The 20,232-nt window shown below is 73.6% G+C and carries 23 protein-coding genes; 11 read left to right on the top strand and 12 right to left on the bottom strand.

The window, feature by feature from the left end; genetic code table 11:
• The first annotated feature begins 3 nt into the window (after positions 1-3).
• The 4 genes from ACI783_RS08720 (at position 4) to ACI783_RS08705 (ending at position 2,612) form a co-directional block, all read left to right on the top strand.
• Positions 4-885 carry a metal ABC transporter permease gene (locus ACI783_RS08720; protein ID WP_457140078.1) on the top strand — a complete coding sequence of 294 codons (882 nt, stop codon included), beginning with the start codon at positions 4-6 and terminating at the stop codon, positions 883-885.
• 107 nt (positions 886-992) lie between these two features.
• Positions 993-1,121, top strand: a complete 129-nt coding sequence (locus tag ACI783_RS08715; protein WP_457140077.1) for a hypothetical protein — start codon at positions 993-995, stop codon at positions 1,119-1,121.
• Between the two features lie 217 nt (positions 1,122-1,338).
• Positions 1,339-1,977, top strand: coding sequence for a TetR/AcrR family transcriptional regulator (locus tag ACI783_RS08710; protein WP_457140076.1), 639 nt, complete (start codon positions 1,339-1,341; stop codon positions 1,975-1,977).
• Positions 1,978-2,189: 212 nt separating this feature from the next.
• Complete coding sequence (locus ACI783_RS08705) at positions 2,190-2,612, top strand: hypothetical protein (RefSeq protein WP_457140075.1); 423 nt, start codon at positions 2,190-2,192, stop codon at positions 2,610-2,612.
• A 56-nt stretch (positions 2,613-2,668) separates the two neighbouring features.
• Here the strand turns inward: ACI783_RS08705 and ACI783_RS08700 are convergent, their stop codons facing one another.
• The 6 genes from ACI783_RS08700 to ACI783_RS08675 are packed head-to-tail and all read right to left on the bottom strand — an operon-like array spanning position 2,669 to position 8,777.
• Positions 2,669-4,069, bottom strand: coding sequence for an amidase (locus ACI783_RS08700; protein WP_457140074.1), 1,401 nt, complete (start codon positions 4,067-4,069; stop codon positions 2,669-2,671).
• Positions 4,066-4,266, bottom strand: coding sequence for a hypothetical protein (locus ACI783_RS08695; protein WP_457140073.1), 201 nt, complete (start codon positions 4,264-4,266; stop codon positions 4,066-4,068). Before ACI783_RS08695 ends, ACI783_RS08700 begins: the two co-directional genes overlap by 4 nt.
• Positions 4,267-4,307: 41 nt before the next feature.
• Positions 4,308-4,997: an ABC transporter ATP-binding protein gene (locus tag ACI783_RS08690; protein WP_457140072.1), complete on the bottom strand. Its 690-nt coding sequence runs from the start codon at positions 4,995-4,997 to the stop codon at positions 4,308-4,310.
• Positions 4,997-6,709: a branched-chain amino acid ABC transporter ATP-binding protein/permease gene (locus ACI783_RS08685; protein WP_457140071.1), complete on the bottom strand. Its 1,713-nt coding sequence runs from the start codon at positions 6,707-6,709 to the stop codon at positions 4,997-4,999. Before ACI783_RS08685 ends, ACI783_RS08690 begins: the two co-directional genes overlap by 1 nt.
• Complete coding sequence (locus ACI783_RS08680) at positions 6,706-7,899, bottom strand: substrate-binding protein (protein ID WP_457140070.1); 1,194 nt, start codon at positions 7,897-7,899, stop codon at positions 6,706-6,708. The genes ACI783_RS08685 and ACI783_RS08680 overlap by 4 nt, the downstream gene beginning before the upstream one ends.
• Positions 7,896-8,777 (bottom strand): branched-chain amino acid ABC transporter permease, encoded by an 882-nt coding sequence (locus ACI783_RS08675; protein WP_457140069.1) that lies wholly within the window; start codon positions 8,775-8,777, stop codon positions 7,896-7,898. The genes ACI783_RS08680 and ACI783_RS08675 overlap by 4 nt, the downstream gene beginning before the upstream one ends.
• 268 nt (positions 8,778-9,045) lie before the next feature.
• On the opposite strand from ACI783_RS08675, the gene ACI783_RS08670 reads away from it, so the two are divergent.
• The 5 genes from ACI783_RS08670 (at position 9,046) to ACI783_RS08650 (ending at position 12,389) form a co-directional block, all read left to right on the top strand.
• The gene (locus ACI783_RS08670) at positions 9,046-9,633 is read left to right on the top strand and encodes a TetR/AcrR family transcriptional regulator (protein ID WP_457140068.1); all 588 of its coding nucleotides are present in this window, start codon (positions 9,046-9,048) and stop codon (positions 9,631-9,633) included.
• Between the two features lie 54 nt (positions 9,634-9,687).
• Positions 9,688-9,855 (top strand): hypothetical protein, encoded by a 168-nt coding sequence (locus tag ACI783_RS08665; RefSeq protein WP_457140067.1) that lies wholly within the window; start codon positions 9,688-9,690, stop codon positions 9,853-9,855.
• Between the two features lie 183 nt (positions 9,856-10,038).
• On the top strand, positions 10,039-11,883 hold the full coding sequence (locus ACI783_RS08660; RefSeq protein WP_457140066.1) for an acyl-CoA dehydrogenase: 1,845 nt from the start codon (positions 10,039-10,041) through the stop codon (positions 11,881-11,883).
• 67 nt (positions 11,884-11,950) lie between these two features.
• Positions 11,951-12,169 carry a hypothetical protein gene (locus ACI783_RS08655; RefSeq protein ID WP_457140065.1) on the top strand — a complete coding sequence of 73 codons (219 nt, stop codon included), beginning with the start codon at positions 11,951-11,953 and terminating at the stop codon, positions 12,167-12,169.
• Positions 12,170-12,197: 28 nt separating this feature from the next.
• Complete coding sequence (locus tag ACI783_RS08650) at positions 12,198-12,389, top strand: hypothetical protein (protein WP_457140064.1); 192 nt, start codon at positions 12,198-12,200, stop codon at positions 12,387-12,389.
• Here ACI783_RS08650 and ACI783_RS08645 read toward each other — a convergent pair.
• From ACI783_RS08645 to ACI783_RS08630, 4 genes are read right to left on the bottom strand one after another with little or no spacing between them, the layout of a single operon-like run.
• The gene (locus ACI783_RS08645) at positions 12,386-13,009 is read right to left on the bottom strand and encodes a response regulator (protein WP_457140063.1); all 624 of its coding nucleotides are present in this window, start codon (positions 13,007-13,009) and stop codon (positions 12,386-12,388) included. The genes ACI783_RS08650 and ACI783_RS08645 overlap by 4 nt on opposite strands.
• The gene (locus ACI783_RS08640) at positions 13,006-14,208 is read right to left on the bottom strand and encodes a sensor histidine kinase (RefSeq protein WP_457140062.1); all 1,203 of its coding nucleotides are present in this window, start codon (positions 14,206-14,208) and stop codon (positions 13,006-13,008) included. Before ACI783_RS08640 ends, ACI783_RS08645 begins: the two co-directional genes overlap by 4 nt.
• Before the next feature lie 37 nt (positions 14,209-14,245).
• Positions 14,246-15,073 (bottom strand): ABC transporter permease, encoded by an 828-nt coding sequence (locus tag ACI783_RS08635; protein ID WP_457140061.1) that lies wholly within the window; start codon positions 15,071-15,073, stop codon positions 14,246-14,248.
• Positions 15,070-16,038 carry an ABC transporter ATP-binding protein gene (locus ACI783_RS08630; protein WP_457140060.1) on the bottom strand — a complete coding sequence of 323 codons (969 nt, stop codon included), beginning with the start codon at positions 16,036-16,038 and terminating at the stop codon, positions 15,070-15,072. Before ACI783_RS08630 ends, ACI783_RS08635 begins: the two co-directional genes overlap by 4 nt.
• Positions 16,039-16,217: 179 nt before the next feature.
• Here ACI783_RS08630 and ACI783_RS08625 point away from each other — a divergent pair, with 179 nt between their 5' ends.
• Positions 16,218-17,108: a 3-methyladenine DNA glycosylase gene (locus ACI783_RS08625; protein WP_457140059.1), complete on the top strand. Its 891-nt coding sequence runs from the start codon at positions 16,218-16,220 to the stop codon at positions 17,106-17,108.
• 17 nt (positions 17,109-17,125) lie between these two features.
• Positions 17,126-17,962, top strand: a complete 837-nt coding sequence (locus tag ACI783_RS08620; RefSeq protein ID WP_457140058.1) for a tyrosine-protein phosphatase — start codon at positions 17,126-17,128, stop codon at positions 17,960-17,962.
• Between the two features lie 166 nt (positions 17,963-18,128).
• Here the strand turns inward: ACI783_RS08620 and ACI783_RS08615 are convergent, their stop codons facing one another.
• Positions 18,129-18,284: a hypothetical protein gene (locus tag ACI783_RS08615; protein ID WP_457140057.1), complete on the bottom strand. Its 156-nt coding sequence runs from the start codon at positions 18,282-18,284 to the stop codon at positions 18,129-18,131.
• Positions 18,285-18,519: 235 nt separating this feature from the next.
• Positions 18,520-20,232: a phosphoenolpyruvate--protein phosphotransferase gene (locus ACI783_RS08610; RefSeq protein WP_457140056.1), complete on the bottom strand. Its 1,713-nt coding sequence runs from the start codon at positions 20,230-20,232 to the stop codon at positions 18,520-18,522.

Raw genomic sequence — 20,232 nt, 5'->3', positions numbered from 1 at the left:
GCCGTGGTCCGCTTCCAGGAGAACTGGCTGCAGGTGCTGCAGACCTCGTTCATGCAGCACGCGCTGATCGGCGGGTCGCTGGTCGCGCTCACCGCGGGGCTGATGGGCTGGTTCGTCGTCACCCGGCAGAACGCCTTCGCCGCGCACGCGCTGGCACACATCGGCTTCCCCGGCGCCACCGGCGCGATCCTCGTCGGCGCGCCGGTGACCCTGGGCCTGGCGGTGTTCTGCGTCGGCGGCGGACTGCTGATCGGCCTGTTCGGCAAGCGGGTGGCCGAACGGGAGGTCGCCACCGGCACGATCCTGGCCTTCGCCACCGGCCTCGGCGTGCTGTTCGCCTCGCTCGCCACCGCCAACGCCAGCCGCACCACCGCCGTCCTGTTCGGCAACCTGCTGGCGATCTCCACCGACCAGCTGTGGGTCTTCGGCGGGTTCACCCTGCTCGTGGTCGGCGCGCTCGCCGTGATCGCCCGCCCGCTGGTCTTCTCCTCGGTCGACCCGGCGGTGGCCGAGGCGCGCGGCGTGCCGGTGCGCGCGCTCGGGGTGGCGTTCGTGGTCCTGCTCGCCCTCACCATCACCATGGCCGTGCAGGTGGTGGGCACCCTGCTGCTGTTCGCGCTCGTGGTCACGCCGGCCGCCGCGGCGCTGCGGATCACCGCCCGCCCCGGGATGGTGGCCGCGCTCGCCGTCGGGATCGCGCTGGGCAGCGTCTGGCTCGGCCTGGTGCTCTCGGCCATGGTCAACCTGCCGCCCAGCTTCTTCGTCACCACCCTCGCCGTCCTCACCTGGTCGGTCACCCTGGTCGTCACCCGGGACCGCACCCCGCGCCGGGCCACCGAACCGGTGGTCGACCACGCCCCGCTGGTCGTCGACCGGGCCGGCTGACCGCTGCCCGCCCGGCCCGGGCGGGTGATCGACATCTCAGCCCCCGAACGGGTTCTCGTGCCTCGGGGGCTGTTTTGCGCCAGCAGGTGCGGGGGAAGCTCGGGATCATGCCGAACAACGACACCGACCACCAGCGGATGGACCAGAACGCCCCCAGCGGGGCCGAGGACGCGCGCGCGGAGCAGCAGCCGCTGGCCCGCATGCTGGCCAACCCGCGCCGGGTGCGCCGGGCCTGAACCACCGGGCCTGAACTACCGGGCCAGAACCACCGGGTCCTGACCGTCGGGGCCTGACCGCACCCCGCCGCGGACCTGCGACGTCGTCGTCCCAGCAGCCTCACGGAACCCCTGCCGTCCCGGCTGGTGCCGTGTGCCACGATGGCGCTGCGCGAGCGCCCGGACACGTCGGCGTGCCGCGAACTGCTCCGTCACGTGGTGCTGCACGATCGCTGGCGTGACTGCCGCAGCCCTTCCCCTGCACACGGCCGACGACGGGCCGGCACCCGTCCGTCGTTCCCGCGCGGAGCGTCAGGAGATCGTCCTGGACACCGCCGAGCGCCTGTTCTCGGCACGCAGCTCGCGCAGTGTGGGCATGGACGAGCTGGTCCGCGAGACCGGGCTGGGCAAGATGACGGTCTACCGGCTCTTCAAGAGCAAGGACGACCTGGTCGGGGCCTACCTGGCGCGCAAGGCGGCCACGGTGCTGTCCTACATCGACGCGGAGCTCATCCGGCTGGAGGGCGACCCGCGGGCCGCCCTGCTCTCGGTGGTCGACGCGGTGGAGCGGGACGTCACCCGCACCGGCTTCCGCGGCTGCCCGTTCACCAACGTCAGCAGCGAGTACGACGACCCGCAGCACCCGGCCCGCAGCGCCGCCGCCGACTACAAGTTCGAGCTGCACACGCGGCTGGAACGGCTGGCCGCCGAGGTGGTGCCCGGCGGCGGCGGTGAGGACCTGGCCGCGCAGGTGCACCTGATCATCGACGGCATGTACCTCTCCGGTGGCCTCCTCGGCCCCGACGGGCCGGCCGCGCACGGCCGCCGGCTCGCCGAGAAGCTGGTCGACGCCGCCGTCCGGGACGCCACCGCCTGACACCTCCTCCGGGATCAGGTCTCCTGATCGTGATGGCTCCTGGCTCAGCACAGGAGGTGAGCCAGGAGCACCGACGGTGAGCCAGGAGCACCGACGGTGAGCCAGGACGGGCCTGGACGACGACCGCGGGCTGGACGGCGACCACGCCGCCCGGACGACGACCGACCGTGGCACGACGGGCAGGACGGCGTCCGGACCCGCAGGATCGGGTCATGACCGACCGCTCGCGCCCCGACCTCGACGACGACACCGTCACCGCGGTGGGCAAGCTCTCCGAGGCCCTCGAGGCCGTCGAGCACGCCCGCGGCATGCTCTACGGCTTCCACCAGCTCACCGGCCGCGCCGACCTGCTGCTGCAGGACGCCGTCGACCTCTTCCGCCAGGCCGGGCACGGCGGGTTCGCCGACGACCTGGACCGTGAGCTGGTCGGCCGCAACGTCATCGCCGACCGGTGGACCTTCCAGATCGTCGAGGACTACGACGCCAACTACTGGTCCACCTTCCGCGACTTCGACCGGCAGGCCCGCGACGCCTTCACCGACGGAGAGCGGCACGTCTTCGAGGCGCGGATGAAGCAGCGCGAGCGCACCCACGGCCACCCCCGGCACGAAGCCGGCCCGGTCCTCGACGAGTAGCCAGGGTGCGGACGGGCGGACCCCCGCGAGGGTCGGCCCGTCCGCGTTCCGGCTGCTCAGAGAACTGGAGCGATCCGACCGACGTGATCGGTGGCCGCCTCGTAGGCGGCGCCGGCCGCCAGCAGCGTGCCCTCGTCGAACGGCCGGCCCATGAGCTGCATGCCCAGCGGCAGGCCCGCCGCGTCGAAGCCGGTCGGGACCGCCAGCGCCGGCAGCCCCGTGAGGTCTGCCGGCGCGGTGAGCCGCACCATCGCCAGATCGACCGCCTCGGTGGTCCCGTCGCCCCAGGTCACCTCCATGGCATCCACCTCGGGCGCCGGAAACGGCTGGACCGGCGCCACGACCACGTCGACGTCGGTGAACAGCTGTGCCCAAGCCCGCTGCATCAGCGTCCGCACCCGCAGCGCCTTGATGTAGTCGGTGGCCAGCACCAGCTCCCCCACCTCCAGCGACATCCGCGTCTCCGGTCGGTACAGATCAGCCTTCTCGCGGAGCATCTCCTGGTGATAGGCGGCCGCTTCCGGGAGCACGATCGCCCACTCCGCGGCCATGACCTGGTCGGGATACGGGATCTCCACCTCGTGCACCTGTGCTCCGAGACCGACGAGGACGTCGACCGCCGTGCGGACCGAGCGCTCGACCTCCTCCTCGACGTGGTCGAAGAAGAAGTTGGACGGGACGCCGATGCGCAGGCCTGCCACGCCCTCGTCCAGCCCGGCCGTGTACCCGGGCACCGGGACGTCCACCGAGGCGGGGTCCAACGGGTCGTGGCCGGCGATCGCGTCCAGGACGAGCGCGGCGTCCGAGACCGTGCGGGTCAGCGGCCCCACGTGGTCCAGCGACCAGGACAGCGAGGCCACACCGCGCCGCGACGTCCGCCCGTAGGTCGGCTTGAGGCCCACCGTGCCGCACAGGTTCGCCGGGATCCGGATGGACCCTGCGGTGTCGGTGCCCAGGCCGACCAGGCACGACCCTGCCGCGATGGCGGCGCCGGAGCCGCCACTGGACCCACCGGGGATCCGGCTGCTGTCCCAGGGGTTGCGAGTGGTGTGGGTCCGGCCCCCGTATGCGAACTCGTGGGTGTGCGTCTTCCCGACCATCACCATCCCGGCCGCGCGCAACTGCTGCACGGCAACGGCGTCGGTGTCGGGGACGTGTCCCTCGCGAACCTTCGAGCTGGCTGTCGTCGGGACGCCGGCCGTGTCGTACAGGTCCTTCACACCCAGCGGGATGCCGTGCAGCGGCCCGCGGCGTCGACCGGCGGCGATCTCCCGTTCGGCCGCCGCGGCCTCCTCGCGAGCCGTGTCCGCGCAGACGTGCGCAAAGGCACCGATCACGGGCTCGGTGGCCTCAAGACGAGCCAGGACGGAGTCGGTGAGCTCCACCGGGGAGAGCCGACCGGCGGTGATCTCCTCGGCGGCCTCGGTCAGGGACAGCGCGTAGGGCTCCACGGTCATGCCTCCCAGCGGGCGTCGAAGGCGGTCGCCGGAGGGGTCTCCCCCAGCGGCACGTCGTCGAGCCGGTCGATCAACGCGTACATGTCGGCGAGGGTCCGGCCCACGGCGTCGAGGCGGTCGGGGGACAGTTCGAGGCGGGCACCGCGGGCGGCGTGCGCCAGCGCCTCGGGCGGGAACGAGCGGGGGGACGTGGTCACGGGTGGATCTCCCGGTCTCGGAGGGGCGGGTACGGAGGTGGTCAGGTCACGACGAGCAGGTCGGTCAGCCGGGACGGGTCGGCGCGGAGATCAGCGACGGGCGTGTCCAGCAGGATCGAGCCCTTGACCATCACCACGATGCGGTCGCAGGCCCGTAACGGGATCTCCGGGCCCTGCTCCACCAGGAGGACGGCGACACCGGAGTCGGCCACGGTCCGCAGTGCGGCGATCGAGTCGTCGACCACCGAGGGCTGCAGGCCCTGGGAGAACTCGTCGACGGCGATCAGCCGAGACCCCGCCAGGAGCGCGCGGGCCAGCCCGACCTGCTGCTTCTGACCACCGCTGAGCGTGCCGGCCGTCTGGTCGACCCGGTCCCTGAGCAACGGGTAGACCGCGTGCACGTCGACCGGCGGGCGGTACCCCCGACGGGTGGCCAGCCGGAGGTTCTCCCCGATCGTGAGGTCGGGGAAGACCCCGCGGTCGTCGGGCATGAGGGTGAAACCGGCCCGGGCCAGCAGTTCAGGCCGGCCGGGGGGCACCGCGGCCCCATCGATCCGCACCTCGCCGGAGAACACCCGACACAGTCCGAACAGGCTCTTGAGCAGGGTGGTCTTGCCGACGCCGTTCCGGCCCAGGACCCCGACGACCTCACCGGGCTGCACCTGCAGCGAGAGGTCGTTGACGATGCGGGTGTCCTTGTAGCCGCCGGTCAGCGAGGACAGTTCGAGCATCAGGCCACCCCCAGGTAGGCGCGTCGCACCTCGTCGTGGGCGGAGACCTCCGCCATGGACCCCTCGACCAGGACCCGGCCGTCGGCCAGGACGACCACCCGATCGGCCAGCTCGCGGACGATCTCCATGTCGTGCTCGACGGCTATCAGCGTGCAGCCGGTCCGTTCCGCGACATCCCGGAGCGTGCGGGCGAGCGCGATCGAGTCCTCGTGCGAGAGGCCGGCGGCCGGTTCGTCGAGCAGCAGGATCCGCGGCCCCCAGGAGAGCACCATCGCCAGCTCCAGCACCCGCCGATCGGCCAGGGAGAGCTCGCTGGCGGGCGCGTCGTCGGCTTCGAGGAAGCGGTCGATGAGCGGGAGGGAGACCGGCTCCTGCACCGCCTCGGCGCGTGCGATCGCCAGGTTCTGCGCGGGTGTGAGGCCCAGGAACACGCTGGGGACCTGGAAGAGGCGCCCCAGCCCCAGCCGGGCGCGTTCGTACGGGGCCCAGCTGGTCACGTCCTGCCCGGACAGCTGCACCCGTCCCTGCTCGGGCAGGTGCTCGCCGGCCAGGACGCCGAGGAAGGTGGACTTCCCGGCACCGTTCGGCCCGATCAGGCAGACCACCTCCCCGCTGGCCACGCGCAGGTCGACGCCCTTGATGACCGGGACGGGCCCGAAGTCCTTCTCCACGTCGTGGGCGGCGACCGCGGGGGCCGCGGCGTCCACCGGAGGGAGGGCGGTCCGGGGGCGGACCACGCCGGTCAGCACCGCACCGCCGGCGGCCTTCTCCCGCACCGGCCGGCGGAGCAGGGTGCGGCCGAGGCCGACGAGCCCCTCCGGGGCGAAGCGGACGACGAGGAGGAACAGCACCCCCATGAGCAGCAGATACCAGCTGCCCAGTACGTCGCCAAGCGTCTGCTCGCCCAACGTGACCAGCCCCGCGCCGAGGAACGCACCGGAGATCGTGCCCAGACCACCCACGGCCAGCCAGACCAGCACCTCCGTGGACAGCACGATGCCGGCGGCCGACGGTGAGACCAGGCCCATCACGGGCGCGGCGACGGCGCCGGCCACCGCGCTCACCGCGCCGCTCACCGCCAGGGCCGTCGTCTTGACCCGGCGAGGGTCGATGCCGAGGTGCTCGGCGCGCTGCTGGTCGCTGCGGATGGCGAGGAACCGCCGTCCGAGCGGGCCGCGCAGCACGACCAGCCAGACCACGAGAACCGTGACGACCACGACGGCGGCGGTCCGGTAGTAGGTTCCGACGACACCGCTCTCGGAGAAGACGACCAGGCCGTTGGTGCCGTTGGTCAGCCCCGTCCAGGAACGCGCCCCCTGGCTCGTGACCAGCGTCAGGGCAAGGGTGAGCACCGCCATGGTCGCCGGCATGGCGCGACGCCCCAGGCCGGCCAGCCCCACGAGGACCGCCACCAGCGTCGCGACGAGGACCCCGGCGAGACCGCCCAGGACCATCGGCAGGCCGTGGGCCGCAGCGATCGCCGAGCCGTAGGCACCGATGCCGAAGAAGGCCGCGTGACCGATGCTCACCACACCCGCCCGGCCCCACGCAACGTCGAGACCGAAGGCGAACAGGCCGTAGACCAGGGCCAGGGTCAGCAGTGCCAGCGGGTAGGGCAGCAGCACGAAGGGGGCAGCGGCCAGGGCCAGGACCGCGGCGCCCAGCGCCACCGCGTGCCCGGCCCCGAACCGGCCGCGCAGGTCGGAGATCACCCGCAGTCCTTCGTCTGGTCGTCCTCGACCACACCGAGCTCCTCCTGGACCCGGTAGGCGCCCCCGTCGATGGTGGTGAGGAACATCGGGGCCCGGCTCACGTGGTCCTCCGCGTCGAAGCTCACCGTCCCGGTGAGGCCCTCGTACTCCAGCTGGCCCATCTGCTCGCTCACCGCATCGGCATCCGTGGAACCCGCCTGCTCGAAGGCCTCGGCGACGAACCGCATGCCGACGTAGGCGTTGCCGGCCACCCCGGAGATCGGGTCCTGGGTGTCGTACGCCTCGCGGTAGCGCTCGACGAAGGCCTCGTTGGCGGCCCCCGGAGCCTGGTCGGTGTACCGGACGACCTGGGTCCGGCCGTCCAGCAGCGCACCGAGGCCGGGGTAGAACTGCTGGTCCACCGAGGTTCCGGTGAGCCCACGGCCCTCCAGCAGCCCGAACTGGTCGGCCTGCTTGACCAGCGAGACCGCGTCGCCGCCGACGACGGCGGAGAGGATCCAGTCGGGGTCGGCGTCGGCCAGCTTCCTGATCACCGGCTGCCAGTCCGAGGTGCCCAGCGGGGAGTACTCCTCGGCCACCACGGTGGCTCCGGCGGACTCGACCAGCTCGCGGGCGGTCTCGTGGTAGGTCCGCGGGAAGACGTAGTCGTTGCCCACGAGCGCCACGTTCGGCCCGAACTGCTCGATCATCGCCGGCACCAGGTCGGTCAGGAGCTGAGCGGGTGTCTCGCCGAAGGGCCAGAAGTGCGGGCTGCAGAAGTCCAGCGCGGTGGCGATCGCCTGGGACATCGGGACACCGGCCTGCTCGGCGACGTTGGCCGCGGCGATGGTCGTGTCGTCGGTGATCGTCCCGAAGACGTAGTCCACCTGCTCCTGCTGAACCAGCCGCTGCGCCGCCTGGGTGGCGGTGGCCGGGTCGGCCTGGTCGTCGAGGAACACGACCTCGACCGGCTGGCCGAACACCCCGCCGTCGGCGTTGATGTCCTCGATGGCCAGGTCGAAGCCCTGCTTCATGGCGATCCCCTCCGGGGCCGCGGGCCCGGTCACGGGGGCGAGGAAGCCGATCTTCAGCGGCTCGTCGGCGCTGCCCTGGTCGGCGCCCCCTCCGCCGCCGACGGAGCCACCGCAGGCCGTGAGGGCCAGCAGCAGCGCGCTGCTCCCGGCCAGTGCGACCCGTCGCGAGCCGGTCACGCGACGTTCCGAGTTCTTGTGGACCACGAGGGCAACCTCCAGGACAGGCCCGCGGGGCGGGCGGCGATCAGGACGACGAGAGCGGCGAAGAGGAGAAGTTCGGCGACGGTCTCCGTGAGGTACCGCCGCAGGACCGAGGAGAGGAGTGCGACCACGAACGCACCCGCCACGGGCCCGGTCAGCGAGCCCGGCCGGCCGATCAGGACGGCGAAGAACGCCGGGGCGAGGAAGGCGACCCCCATGCCCGGGGTCAGGCCGAGGGTGGGGCTCTGCAGGGCACCGGCGAGCACGGCCAGGACGGTCCCGACGGCGAACGTGCCGGCGATCATCAGCCGGGGTGGGATCCCGAGCACCGCGGCCATGTCGCGGTTGCCGATCGAGGCCCGCAGCTTGAGACCGAGGGTGGTGCGGTAGACCACCAGCAGGGCGAGGACGACGACGGCCAGGGAGACGCCGGTGGTCACCAGCCGGTAGGTCGGGAAGGGCACGCCGAGCACCTGCGTGCTGCCCTCGATGGGCGCCTCGACCGACCGCGGCGTCGCCCCGAACACGGCCTCGGCCAGCTGGCGCAGGACGATGCCCAGGCCCCACATCGCCAGCAGCGTGGCGAGCATGCCCCGGCTGTAGAGCTCCCGGAGCACGGACCACTCGGCGAGCAGCCCCAGCGCGACGGCGACCAGCACCGCCAGCAGCACCCGCGGGACGAAGGGGACGGGGGCCAGCGCGTACATGAGGTAGGCGCCCACCATCACCAGGTCGCCGTGGGCCACGTTGACCACACCGAGCTGCCCGAAGACCAGACCGAGGCCGAGCGCCAGCAGCGCGTAGAACCCGAAGAGGTTGGCGGTGGACAGGACGAAGGAGATCAGCGAGTCCACGGACGTCCGCCGTCCCGGTCACCGACGCCGCAGCGCGGCCCGGTTCTCTGTGACAGCTGCATGGGAGCGGTCCACCTCGCGTTCAGCCCGGCCGGATGGCGGGCTGGGGGCCCGCGCCCGACGTCCTGGTTCGGCTCCCGGGCTGGCGGACCAGGCCGGGCAGTGCGAGGAGTCTGGGAAACAGCGCTACGTCGTCGCCGCAAATCGGTAACAAACACTGCTTAAGTTCCCACTTCCCTGACAGCGGGTTCGGGAGGGAGCGGGAGCCATGACCCGGAGCGACGCGGCGGAGAACGTCGAGCGGCTGTTGCGCGCGGCACGGGATGCGGTTGCGGCCGAGGGACCTGGTGTGGGCGTGCGGGCCATCGCCGACCGGGCCCAGGTCGGGCTCTCCACCCTGTACCGGCACTTCCCTGACAAGGGCAGCCTGATCGACGCCGTCTCCGTGCAACGGTGGGGGGAGATGAACGAGCTGGCGCGCCAGCCGGTCACTTCCGGTGCCGTGCTCTCCCGGATCGTGCAGCTCACCGACACCTTTTCCCGCATGGTGAGCGCCGACGACGGGTTCATCGCGGCCGCCGGCATCCGGATCGGGCGGGTGCCGGCCCCCATCCACGGACCCAAGGCAGCCTTCGACGCGGCCCTGGCGGGCCTCTGGGTCCAGGCCCAGCGCGACGGCGAGGTGCACCGGCACTCGGACCCCCGGGACCTGATGGAGCTGACCGGGGCGATCCGGGAACGCACCCGTCGGGCTGCCCAGCTACGGCTGCTGGTCCAGGGGGTCTGCGTCCGACCCGAGGAGGGGACCGCCATCCTGGCCCGGCACCTGCGCGCCCCGGATCCCGTCTACCTCTGACCGGTCCGGGTCCGGCCGCTCGCCAGCGGATCGGCGGGCGCGCAGACTCGGGCGATGACCACGCCGACACCTGATGATGCCCGCGACGTCGGTCCGCTCGGCAGCGCCGTCTCATCGCCCGCCGGGAACGACGACGCCGACGGCATGGCCGGGCCGGTGAGCCCGCCGCCGGAGACCGAGCCCGACGCCTCCCGGGAGGACGGCTCCGCGGACCCCAACTGACCCGCCGCGTCCGCCTCCCACGCTCTTCGTCCGCGTTCCACGCGCTGCACCACGTGGAACGCGGACGAAGAGCGGGGAAGGACTCCGGGGTGCTTGCTCCCGGTCACCGGTCGGCAATAGCGTTTGTTACCCGCGGGTAGACCGCCCGTGCCGACCGGCCCCGCACCCAGGAGCGCTCTGCTGATGAGCCACTACACGGCCAACCTCCGCGACCTCGAGTTCAACCTCTTCGAGTTCCAGAGCACCAAGGACCGGTTCGGCACCGGACCCTTCGAGCAGATGGACGCCGAGACCGCCCGCGGGGTGCTCACGGAGGTCCGGCGTCTCGCCGAGGGGCCGCTGGCAGCTTCCTTCGCCGACGCCGACCGCAACCCGCCGGTCTTCGACCCGGCCACGCACTCGGTGACGCTGCCGGAGTCGTTCAAGGAGTCGTTCCGGGCGGTGGAGGCCGGCGAGTGGTGGCGGCTGGACCTGCCCGAGGAGCTCGGCGGTTTCGGCGCCCCGTTCAGCCTGCGGTGGGCGGCCTTCGAGATGATCCTCGGCGCCAACCCGGCGGTGTTCATGTACGGCTCGGGCGCGACGTTCGCGGCGATCCTGCACTCCCTCGGCACCCCGGAGCAGCAGCGTCTGGCCGAGCTGATGATCGAGCACCTGTGGGGCGCCACCATGGTGCTCACCGAACCCGATGCGGGCTCCGACGTCGGTGCCGGGCGGGCCCGGGCGGTGCAGCAGCCCGACGGGTCCTGGCACATCACCGGGGTCAAGCGGTTCATCTCCTCGGCCGAGCACGACCTCAGCGACAACATCGTCCACCTGGTGCTGGCCCGCCCCGAGGGCGCCGGCCCGGGCACCAAGGGGCTGTCGCTGTTCGTCGTCCCCAAGTTCCACGTCGACCTGGCCACCGGCGAGCTCGGCGAGCGCAACGGCGTGCACGTGACCAACCTCGAGAAGAAGATGGGGCTGAAGGTCTCCACCACCTGCGAGCTCACCTTCGGGGACGGACCGGTCCCGGCCAAGGGCTGGCTGGTCGGCGACGTGCACGACGGCATCGCCCAGATGTTCACGGTCATCGAGTACGCCCGGATGTTCGTCGGCACCAAGGCCATCGCCACCCTGTCGGCGGGCTACCAGGTGGCCCTCGCCTACGCCAAGGAGCGCGTGCAGGGGGCCGACCTCACCGCCCCGTCGAAGGACGCCCCGCGGGTCACGATCACCCACCACCCCGACGTCCGGCGCTCGCTGATGCTGCAGAAGGCCTACGCCGAGGGCATGCGGGCGCTGTACCTCTACACCGCCACCTTCCGCGACCAGGTGATGGAGGCCGAGGCCGCCGGCACCCCGGACAGCCCGGAGGCCGTGCTCGCGGCGAAGGTGAACGACCTGCTGCTGCCGGTGGTCAAGGGCTACGGCTCCGAGCGGGCCACGCAGCTGCTCACCAGCGAGTCGCTGCAGACCCTGGGCGGCTCGGGCTACCTGCAGGACTACCCGGTCGAGCAGTACATCCGCGACTCCAAGATCGACACCCTGTACGAGGGGACGACGGCGATCCAGGGGCAGGACTTCTTCTTCCGGAAGATCGTCCGGGACGGCGGGGTGGCGCTGACCTGGCTGGCCGAGCAGATCCAGGCCACCGTCACCGCCGACGCGGGCAACGGCCGGCTCAAGGAGGAGCGGGCGCTGCTCGGCACCGCCCTGGGCGACGTCCAGGGGATGCTCACCGCGATGTTCGGTCAGCTCACCGCGGCGAACGAGGACCGCACGAAGCTGTACGAGGTCGGCCAGAACACCAGCCGGCTGCTGCTGGCGGTCGGTGACCTGGTCACCGGGTGGCTGCTGGTCCGCCAGTCGGAGGTGGCGCTGGCCGCGCTCGCCGGCGACGTGGCCGAGCGGGACCGGCACTTCTACGAGGGCAAGCTCGCCGCCACCCGGTTCTTCTGCAGCCAGGTGCTGCCGAAGCTGACCAGCGAGCGGTACCTCGTCGAGCACACCGACAACGCGCTGATGGAGGTCGACGAGGCGGCGTTCTGAGCGCGACCGCATGTTCGCAGGGCGGGCTGGGCATGGCCGCAGGGACGACGCACCGAGGAGGACCGCGATGAGCCAGCCGCAGGGCAGCGACCGCATCCAGCAGGACGTGCCGACCGCATCGGGCACCGGCGACAACAACGACAGCGGCACCGACGGCTTCGCCGACGTCCCACTGACCGCCGACGAGGCGATCGCGCGCGACGAGGCCTCCGGCGGCGACCAGCCGGCCCGGGTCTCCGGCCAGCCGGAGCTGGCCGATCGCGCCGAGAACTCGCTGGACTCCTGACCCGCACCCCCAGCACCGAGGAGATGCCATGACCGAAGGCGGCCGCACCGGCTACCACGAGTCCCCCGACACCGCGGACGCGAACTCGACGGAGAACCTCGTCGACGGCACCCCCGGCAACGACCGGTCCGACGGCGGCGAGCGGGACACCGTGCTGCTCACCGACGACGATGCCCAGCGCGACGACGACGTGCTCCGGCCGGGGAACTCCGGCTCCTAGATCCAGCCGTGCCGGCGCGCGGCCTCCACGGCCGCGTGCCGGTTCGCCGCCCCCAGCTTGGCGGCGGCCGCTGACAGGTAGTTGCGCACCGTGCCGGCCGAGAGGTGCGCGCGGGCGGCGATCTCCTCGACCGGGGCGCCGCCGGCGGCGAGCTCCAGGACGTCGGCCTCCCGTGGGGTCAGCGGGCTGTCCCCGGCGCTGATCGCCTCCGCGGCGAGCTCGGGGTCGACGTAGCGGCCACCGCGGTGGACGGTGCGCACCACCTCCACCAGCACGGGGGCGCTCACCGTCTTGGGGAGGAAGCCCCGGACGCCGGCCTCCAGCGCCCGCTTCAGGTGCCCGGGCCGGCCGTGCCCGGTGACGATCACCAGTCCGCACCCGGGCACCACGGTGCGCAGCTCGCCGGCGACGCCGATGCCGTCGCGGTCGGGCATCTGCAGGTCCAGCACGGCGACGTCCGGCGTGTGCGCCCGCGCCATGGCCACGGCCTCGGCGCCGGAGGATGCCTGGGCCACCACCTCGACGTCGTCCTCGAGCCCGAGCAGGGCGGCGAAGGCGGAGCGGACCAGGTTCTCGTCGTCGGCCAGCAGCACCCGGATCACGCTGTCCCCGCTGCTCACGCGGCACCCCCGGCGGGCAGCGTGGCGGCGAGGGTGAACCGGTCGCCGTGCCGGGCGGCGTCCAGCGTCCCGCCGGCCGCCGCCAGCCGCTCGCGGAGCCCGGTCAGCCCGTTGCCCGGCCCAGGGTCGGTGGTCACCCCGTCGTTGGTCACGGTCAGCCGCACCTCGCCTCCCTCTCGCTCCAGCGTGATCGTGCAGTCGCTCGCGTCGCTGTGCCGCAGCACGTTGGTGACCGCCTCCCGGACCACCCAGCCCAGCGCCGCCTGCACGGCCTCGGGCAGCTCGCCAGCGCCGTCCTCACCCTGCACCGTGCAGCGCGCCCCGGCGGCGCGCAGCACCGAGCGCGCACCGACCAGCTCGCCGGTGAGGTCCGTGCTGCGGTAGCCGCGGACCACCTCCCGCACCTCCTTGAGCGACTCCTCGGCGATCCGGCTGATGTCGGCGACCTCGTCGGCGGCCTCCGGACGGGCACGGCGCACCAGCTCACCGGCCAGCTGGCTCTTCACCGCGATCGCCGACAGGTTGCGGCCCATCACGTCGTGCAGGTCGCGGGCGAACCGCAGCCGCTCCTCGGCCACCGCCAGCTGCAGCTGCACCCCCCGGGTGCGGTCCATCTCCAGCACCACGTCGAGCACCCACACGGAGAACCGGAAGGCCAGCACCACGAACAGGACCGCCGCGGCCATCACGACGGCCTGCACCCCAGCCGCGACGGTGTGCACACCGGTGAGCGAGGTCGCGAAGCCGCTGAGCACGCCCACGCCCACCGCGTGCGGGGTGAGCTGCCGGGTCGTCCACGCCGTCGAGCAGGCGAGGAGCACCGCGGCGAGGGGCAGGGCGATGGACCAGGGCACCGCGACCGACGCCTCGCGGCCGGCGAACGCCCAGGCGCCGACGGCCGCCGTCGCCCCCGCGACCCCGAACGCCAGGATCGTGGGCCACCTGGGCAGTGGCCGTGCGGCCTGGTGCGCCGCCAGCCCCCGCCGCGTCAGGTGCACCGCCACCGAGGCGGTGGCGACCGAGCCGGCGACGAACAGCCACGAGGCCGCCGTCGGCGCCGCCCCCTCCACCGCCGCGCCCACGACTGCGAGGGCGAGCACCGGCAGCCCGGCCAGGAAGACGTAGAACGACCACCGGGTGTAGAGGTCGATCCGCTGCGGCGCCGTGCGGCTGTTCCACCAGCGCGAGACGGTCGGCACGGCGGTCATGCTGCCCTACCGGCCGGCACGCCCGGACTCACCGACGTGGTGCCCACCGGAACCCGCGCCGTGCCGCGATCGCGCCGACGACCAGCCAGCCGGCGAGCACCGCGAGCGGGAAGCCGGCGTGCGGCCAGACGCTGCCGTCGACGGCGTCGCCCTGCCAGGTCTGGCCGGCCAGCCCCAGCTCCAGCAGCTCGACCACCGGGGTGAGCGGCAGGAACCGGGCGATCGCGCCGAGCGTGTCGGGCAGCACCGACAGCGGGTAGAAGACCCCGGACAGCCCGGTGGACACCACGATGATCGGCAACGTGGTGATCTGCGCGGACTCGGGCGTGCGGGTGAAGCTCGTGCTCGCCGCGGCCAGCACCACCATCAGCAGCGTCCCGGCCAGCAGGGCGACCAGCGGCAGGACGACGTCGGCGGGGGCCGCCCACTCGCCCAGCAGCACGACCCCGACGGCGACGACCACCACCTGGCCGAGCGTGACGAACACGGTCGGCGCGGCGGTGCCGGCCAGCACCTCGACGTCGGTCAGCTCCCCGGTGCGCATCCGCTGCAGCACCAGGTCCTCCCGGCGGGCGACGTAGGTGGTGACCATGTTGTAGTACGTCAGCATCACCAGGCTGATGCCGACGGCGGTCACCAGCAGCCGGGCGCCGAAGGGGAACTCGCCCGCGTCGAGCCCCAGGGCAGGGACCGCGGCGACGAAGAGCAGCGGCAGGACGACCGAGTTCACCAGGGCGGTGCGGTTGCGGCCCAGCAGCCGGGTCTCGGCCGACGCCAGCGACCAGACCCGGGAGAGCCGGGACGGTCCGCTCGTGGGGCGGTCGAGGGTCCGGTGATCGGGGGTCACGGCGCTCATCGGTTCTCCTCCGGGGTCCCGTGCTGGTCGGTGCCGTCGGCGACGGCGAGGAAGGCCTGCTCGAGCGAGCCCGCGCGGGCCAGCAGGGTCCGCAGGACGACTCCGTGCGCGGCGGCCCAGGCCAGCAGCTCGGCGAGCACCGGCTGCAGCGCGCGGGTCCGCCACTCGACCCGCCGGCCCTGGCTGACCACCTGCACACCGGCGGGCACCGGCGGCTCGGGTGCGTCGTCGTCGAGGCCGAAGCGGATGGTCGCCGGCTGGGTCTCGGCGATCTCCGCCTGGGTACCCGACAGCACGATCTGCCCAGCGCGCATGATCGCGACCCGGTCGGCGAGCTCCTCGGCCTCCTCCAGGTGGTGGGTGGTCAGCAGCACCGCGGCGCCGTCGGCCACCAGCCCCTGGACCAGTTCCCACACGCGTCGGCGGGACTCCGGGTCCAGCCCGGTGGTCGGCTCGTCCAGGACGACGACGGCGGGCCGGCCGAGCAGCGACAGCGCGAGGTCCAGCCGCCGTCGCTCGCCGCCGGAGAGGCTGCGCACCCGCACGTCGGCGCGGTCGGTGAGCCCGACCTGTGCCAGCGCCTCCGCGACGGGCCGGGGGGAGGTCAGCGTGCCGGCCCAGGTGCGCAGGGTCTCGGCGACGGTGAGGTCGCCGGGCAGGCCGCTGGCCTGCAGCAGCACTCCCAGGTGCGGGCGGACCCGCGCCCGGTCGGCGACCGGGTCCAGGCCCAGCACCCGGACGGTGCCGCCGCCGGCGGGGGCGAGGCCCTCCAGCACCTCCAGGGCGGAGGTCTTGCCGGCGCCGTTGACCCCGAGGAGGGCGAGCACCTCGCCCGGCTGCACCTCGAACGAGATGCCACGCACCGCCGCGAAGTCGCCGTAGCTGCGGCGCAGGTCGCGGACCTCCACCGCGGGGGCGGTGCTCGGCCCGGACGGCGGGGGGATCGGTGGGGCGGTGGGCTGCACGGTCGGCCTCCTCGGGTGCGCGGCCGGCCACCGTCGGCCGGGCTGTCGAACGCACCTCCGACGGTGCCGCGCCCCCCGGCCCGGCACAGGTGCCGGCTGTCACCGACTGCACCCCCGGGCTCACCGGGCACCCGTGACACGTGTCAGGGGTGCCGGGTGCACCGACCTACCCTGGGCCGGTGCCCCCGCTGCTCGACACCGCGCCGACGGTGCTGCCCGAGCAGGAGTGGCGCGCCCGGGAGACGGCGTACCGGGCGCGGATGGACACCTGGCTGGTGCCGCACGCCGAGCGACGGCGGGCCGGGGTCGCCCACCCGGTGCTGGACTTCCTGTTCACCTACTACTCCGAGCCGCCCGGCCGGCTGCGCCGCTGGCACCCCGGCGCGGGCGCGGTGCTCAGCGGGGACGCCGCACGCGAGCGGCTGACCTGGCCGTTCTACGCGGAGGTCGCGGGCGGGGTGGGCCTGGACGTCGCGGCGTTCCTGGCCAAGCGGCGCACCGCGGTCGGCTGGATCGAGGGGCTGCTCGGCGGCACCGCCTCCCGCCCCGGCCAGTTCGGCTGCTTCGGCCTCCACGAATGGGCGATGCTCTACCGCCCCGAGGACGGCGAGGTGCGCCACCCGCTGCCGCTGCGGCTGGGCCAGGCGGGCACCGACGCGGTGGTCGACGCCCACCGGGTGCAGTGCAGCCACATCGACGCCTACCGCTTCTTCACCCGCGCCGGTGCACCGCGGAACACGCTGCGGCCCACCCGGGAGACCCAGCCGATGATGGACCAGCCCGGCTGCCTGCACGCCACCATGGACCTCTACAAGTGGGCGTACAAGCTCAGCCCCGCCGTCCCCGGTGAGCTGCTGGCCGACTGCTTCGCGCTGGCGGTCGACGTCCGCGAGCTGGACATGCGCGCCTCCCCCTACGACCTGACCGCGCACGGGTACCCGCCGGTGCCGATCGAGACCGCCGAGGGCAAGGCCGAGTACGTGGCCGCGCAGCGCGGCTTCGCCGCTCGCGGCGCGGTGCTGCGCGAGCGCCTGTTGGCCGTCTGCCGGGAGCTGCTGGACGCCGCGTGACGTCGTACGGTCAGCGGGTGACCTCCACCCGCACCGAGCGCTGGCTGCACCTGGACGGGACGACGAACACCCGCGACCTCGGTGGGCTGCCCACCGTCGACGGCGGGACGACGGCGTTCGGCCGGGTGCTCCGCAGCGACAACCTGCAGACCCTGAGCGACGCCGACGTCCGCACGCTGGTGGAGGAGGTGGGGCTGACCGAGGTGATCGACCTGCGCACCACCGCGGAGATCCTGATGGAGGGCCGCGGCCCGCTGCGCGCCGTCGACACGGTCACCCACCGGCACTTCACGCTGTTGCCCGAACGGGGTCTGCGCACCGACGTCTTCGCCGCCGAGGAGGACGACGAGGAGATCCGCGCCCACCTGCCCGCGGACTGGGCGGAGTCGGTGCTGCCCCGCCAGGCGGCCCCCGGCGACGAGGGCGAGCCGCCCGCCGTCCGCTCCTACCTCGGCTACCTGACCGACAGCGCCGAGAACGTACTGGCCGCGCTGCGGGCGCTGACCACCGGCCCGGGCGCCGCCGTGGTGCACTGCGCCGCGGGCAAGGACCGCACCGGCGTGGTCTCGGCGCTGGCGCTGGCGGTGGCCGGCGCGACCCGGGAGGCGATCATCGCCGACTACGCGCAGACCGCGGAGATCATCGAGGCGCTGGTGGCCAAGCTGCGGCAGAGCCCCACCTACGCCGAGGACATGACCACCCGGGACGTCGCCAGCCACACGCCGAAGGCCGAGACGATGCGCCGGGTGCTGGAGCTGGTCGACCAGCGGTGGGGCGGTCCGATCGGCTGGCTGGAGCAGCACGGGTTCGGCGCCGAGGAGCAGGCCGCGCTCCGCGCCCGCCTCCGCGACTAGAGACCGCAGCCGGACACGGTCCCGGAAACGAGAAGGCCCCCTTCCGGGCCCGCCCCGAGCGTGCGAGGGGTGGGGAGAAGGGGGTCCTTCGACCCGGCTCCCTCAGGGAGTCCGGGGCCTGCTGCGTTCCTGCGTCGGCCCCCTCGTCGGGCGAGGGGGTCCGTGCTCAGCGCAGGAGGTTGGTGAACTGGCTGCTGTTGGCCAGGGTCAGCAGCTCGTCGCGCATCGCCGGGCTGCTGGTGCGGGCGACGGCGGCGTCGAGGGCGCGTCGCGTACGCGCCGCCTGCCGACGCTGACGCCAGCTGGAGGTCACGCTGCTCATGGTGGTGCCTTCTCTCCGTGGTCTTCCGTGGGTGTTACGCCTGCATTAAACCAGGCACGCGGCCACGTATTCCATAGGAAACAAGGTCGTGTCGCCGAGGTTGCCGATGATTCACTCCTCGAGAGGGATGACGGCCATGGATACGTCACCCAGCGGTCATCGACCATCCGATCACTGAACGCGCACGGGCCCCGCCGGTCAGTGACCGACGGGGCCCGTGGAGGGCGATCCGCCCTCAGGAGGCGAGCACCTCGCGCACGGCGGCACGGGCGGACTGCGGGTCCGCGGCAGCCAGGGCCGCCTCGGCCGCCCGCCGACAGGTCGCGAGGTCGACCGTCGCGAGCCGGCCACCCACCCCGGCGATGGAGGAGGCGGCGCAGGAGAGCGAGGAGATCCCCATCCCGACCAGCACGCAGGCCAGCACGGCGTCGGCGGCGGCCTCGCCGCACACGCCGACCGGCTTCCCGGCGCGCTCACCGGCGGCGGCGGCCGCCTGGACCAGAGCCAGCAGCGCGGGCTGCCAGGGGTCGGTCAGGTCGGCGAGGTCGGCGGAGAGCCGGTCGGCGGCCAGCGTGTACTGCGACAGGTCGTTGGTGCCGATGGACAGGAAGTCCAGGTGCTCGAGGAACCGGTCGGCGAGCACCGCCACCGAGGGCACCTCGACCATGACGCCGGGCGACATGCCGCGCTGCCGCACCTGAGCGGCGAACTCGGCGGCCTCGGCGACCGTGGCGACCATCGGCGCCATGACCCAGGGGCTGGTGCCGGTGCGCTCGGCGGCCTGCGCGATCGCGTCGAGCTGACGGGCGAGCATGCCCGGGTCGCGGCGAGCGGTGCGCACCCCGCGGACGCCGAGGGCCGGGTTGGCCTCGTCCGGCGGGGTGGCGAAGGGCAGCGGCTTGTCCGAGCCGGCGTCCAGCGTGCGGATGACCACCTTGCCGCCGGGGAAGGCCTCCAGCACGGCGGCGTAGATGTCGGCCTGCTCGTCGACGGTCGGCTCCTCGGTGCGGCCGAAGAACGCCAGCTCGGTGCGGAGCAGCCCGACACCCTCGGCGTGCGCAGCGCGGGCGGCGCGGGCACCGGCGCCGTCCTGCACGTTGGCCAGCACCTGCACCCGGTGCCCGTCCCGGGTGGCCCCGGGTCCGCGGTATCCGGCCAGCGCGGCCGCCACCTGCCGGGCCTCCTCGACGCGCGCCTGGGCCTCGACCGGGTCGGGCTCGACGGTCACGGTGCCCTGGTCGCCGTCGACCAGGACGGTGGCCCCCACCGGCACGTCGCCGAGCCCGCCCACGGCCACCACGCAGGGCAGCCCGAGCTGCCGAGCGATGATCGCGGTGTGGCTGGTGGCCCCGCCGAGGCGGGTGGCCAACGCGATGACCCGGCTGGTGTCCAGGCCCGCGGTGTCGGCCGGCGCGAGGTCGTCGGCCAGCAGCACCGAGGGCGTCTCCGGCGCGGGCACGCCCGGCTCCCCCTGGCCCGTCAGCTCGGCGACGATGCGGTTGCGGACGTCGCGGATGTCGGTGACCCGCTCCGCCATGACCCCGCCGAGACCGGTGAACAGCTCGATGAACTGCTCGGCCGCGCCGACGGTGGCCACCGGCGCGGTGGCGCCGTCGCCGATGCGCTGCTCGACCGCGGACAGCAGGCCGCGGTCGCGCGCGAGCTGGGCGGTGGTGCTCAGCACCTCGGCGCTCACGCCGGTCGCCGCGGCGGCACGGGCGGCCAGTCGCGCGGCGACCGTCTCGGCGGCCACGGTGAACCGGTCCTTCTCCTCCGCCCGCCGCTCCTCGGGCACCCGGGGCCCGGCGGTCTCGGGCAGCTGCACCTCCCCGACCGGACGCACCACGGGCCCGACGGCCACCCCCGGCACCACGGGGGTGCCCGTCAGCACGGCCGGTGCCGCGAGGTCGGCCGGGTGGATCCCGGTTCCGGTGGAGGAGGAGGACAT

Source organism: Modestobacter sp. SYSU DS0511, from assembly GCF_054050755.1.
This window is presented reverse-complemented; position numbering and strand designations above follow the sequence as displayed.

What these genes read in the sequence shown, in the direction of transcription:
- ACI783_RS08700 (WP_457140074.1), bottom strand. Translation starts at nt 4,069, where the DNA reads ATGACCGTGGAGCCCTACGCGCTGTCCCTGACCGAGGCCGCCGAGGAG.
- ACI783_RS08635 (WP_457140061.1), bottom strand. Translation starts at nt 15,073, where the DNA reads ATGAGCGCCGTGACCCCCGATCACCGGACCCTCGACCGCCCCACGAGC.
- ACI783_RS08715 (WP_457140077.1), top strand. Translation starts at nt 993, where the DNA reads ATGCCGAACAACGACACCGACCACCAGCGGATGGACCAGAACGCCCCC.
- ACI783_RS08690 (WP_457140072.1), bottom strand. Translation starts at nt 4,997, where the DNA reads ATGCTCGAACTGTCCTCGCTGACCGGCGGCTACAAGGACACCCGCATC.
- ACI783_RS08655 (WP_457140065.1), top strand. Translation starts at nt 11,951, where the DNA reads ATGAGCCAGCCGCAGGGCAGCGACCGCATCCAGCAGGACGTGCCGACC.
- ACI783_RS08670 (WP_457140068.1), top strand. Translation starts at nt 9,046, where the DNA reads ATGACCCGGAGCGACGCGGCGGAGAACGTCGAGCGGCTGTTGCGCGCG.
- ACI783_RS08660 (WP_457140066.1), top strand. Translation starts at nt 10,039, where the DNA reads ATGAGCCACTACACGGCCAACCTCCGCGACCTCGAGTTCAACCTCTTC.
- ACI783_RS08610 (WP_457140056.1), bottom strand. Translation starts at nt 20,232, where the DNA reads ATGTCCTCCTCCTCCACCGGAACCGGGATCCACCCGGCCGACCTCGCG.
- ACI783_RS08665 (WP_457140067.1), top strand. Translation starts at nt 9,688, where the DNA reads ATGACCACGCCGACACCTGATGATGCCCGCGACGTCGGTCCGCTCGGC.
- ACI783_RS08705 (WP_457140075.1), top strand. Translation starts at nt 2,190, where the DNA reads ATGACCGACCGCTCGCGCCCCGACCTCGACGACGACACCGTCACCGCG.
- ACI783_RS08615 (WP_457140057.1), bottom strand. Translation starts at nt 18,284, where the DNA reads ATGAGCAGCGTGACCTCCAGCTGGCGTCAGCGTCGGCAGGCGGCGCGT.
- ACI783_RS08650 (WP_457140064.1), top strand. Translation starts at nt 12,198, where the DNA reads ATGACCGAAGGCGGCCGCACCGGCTACCACGAGTCCCCCGACACCGCG.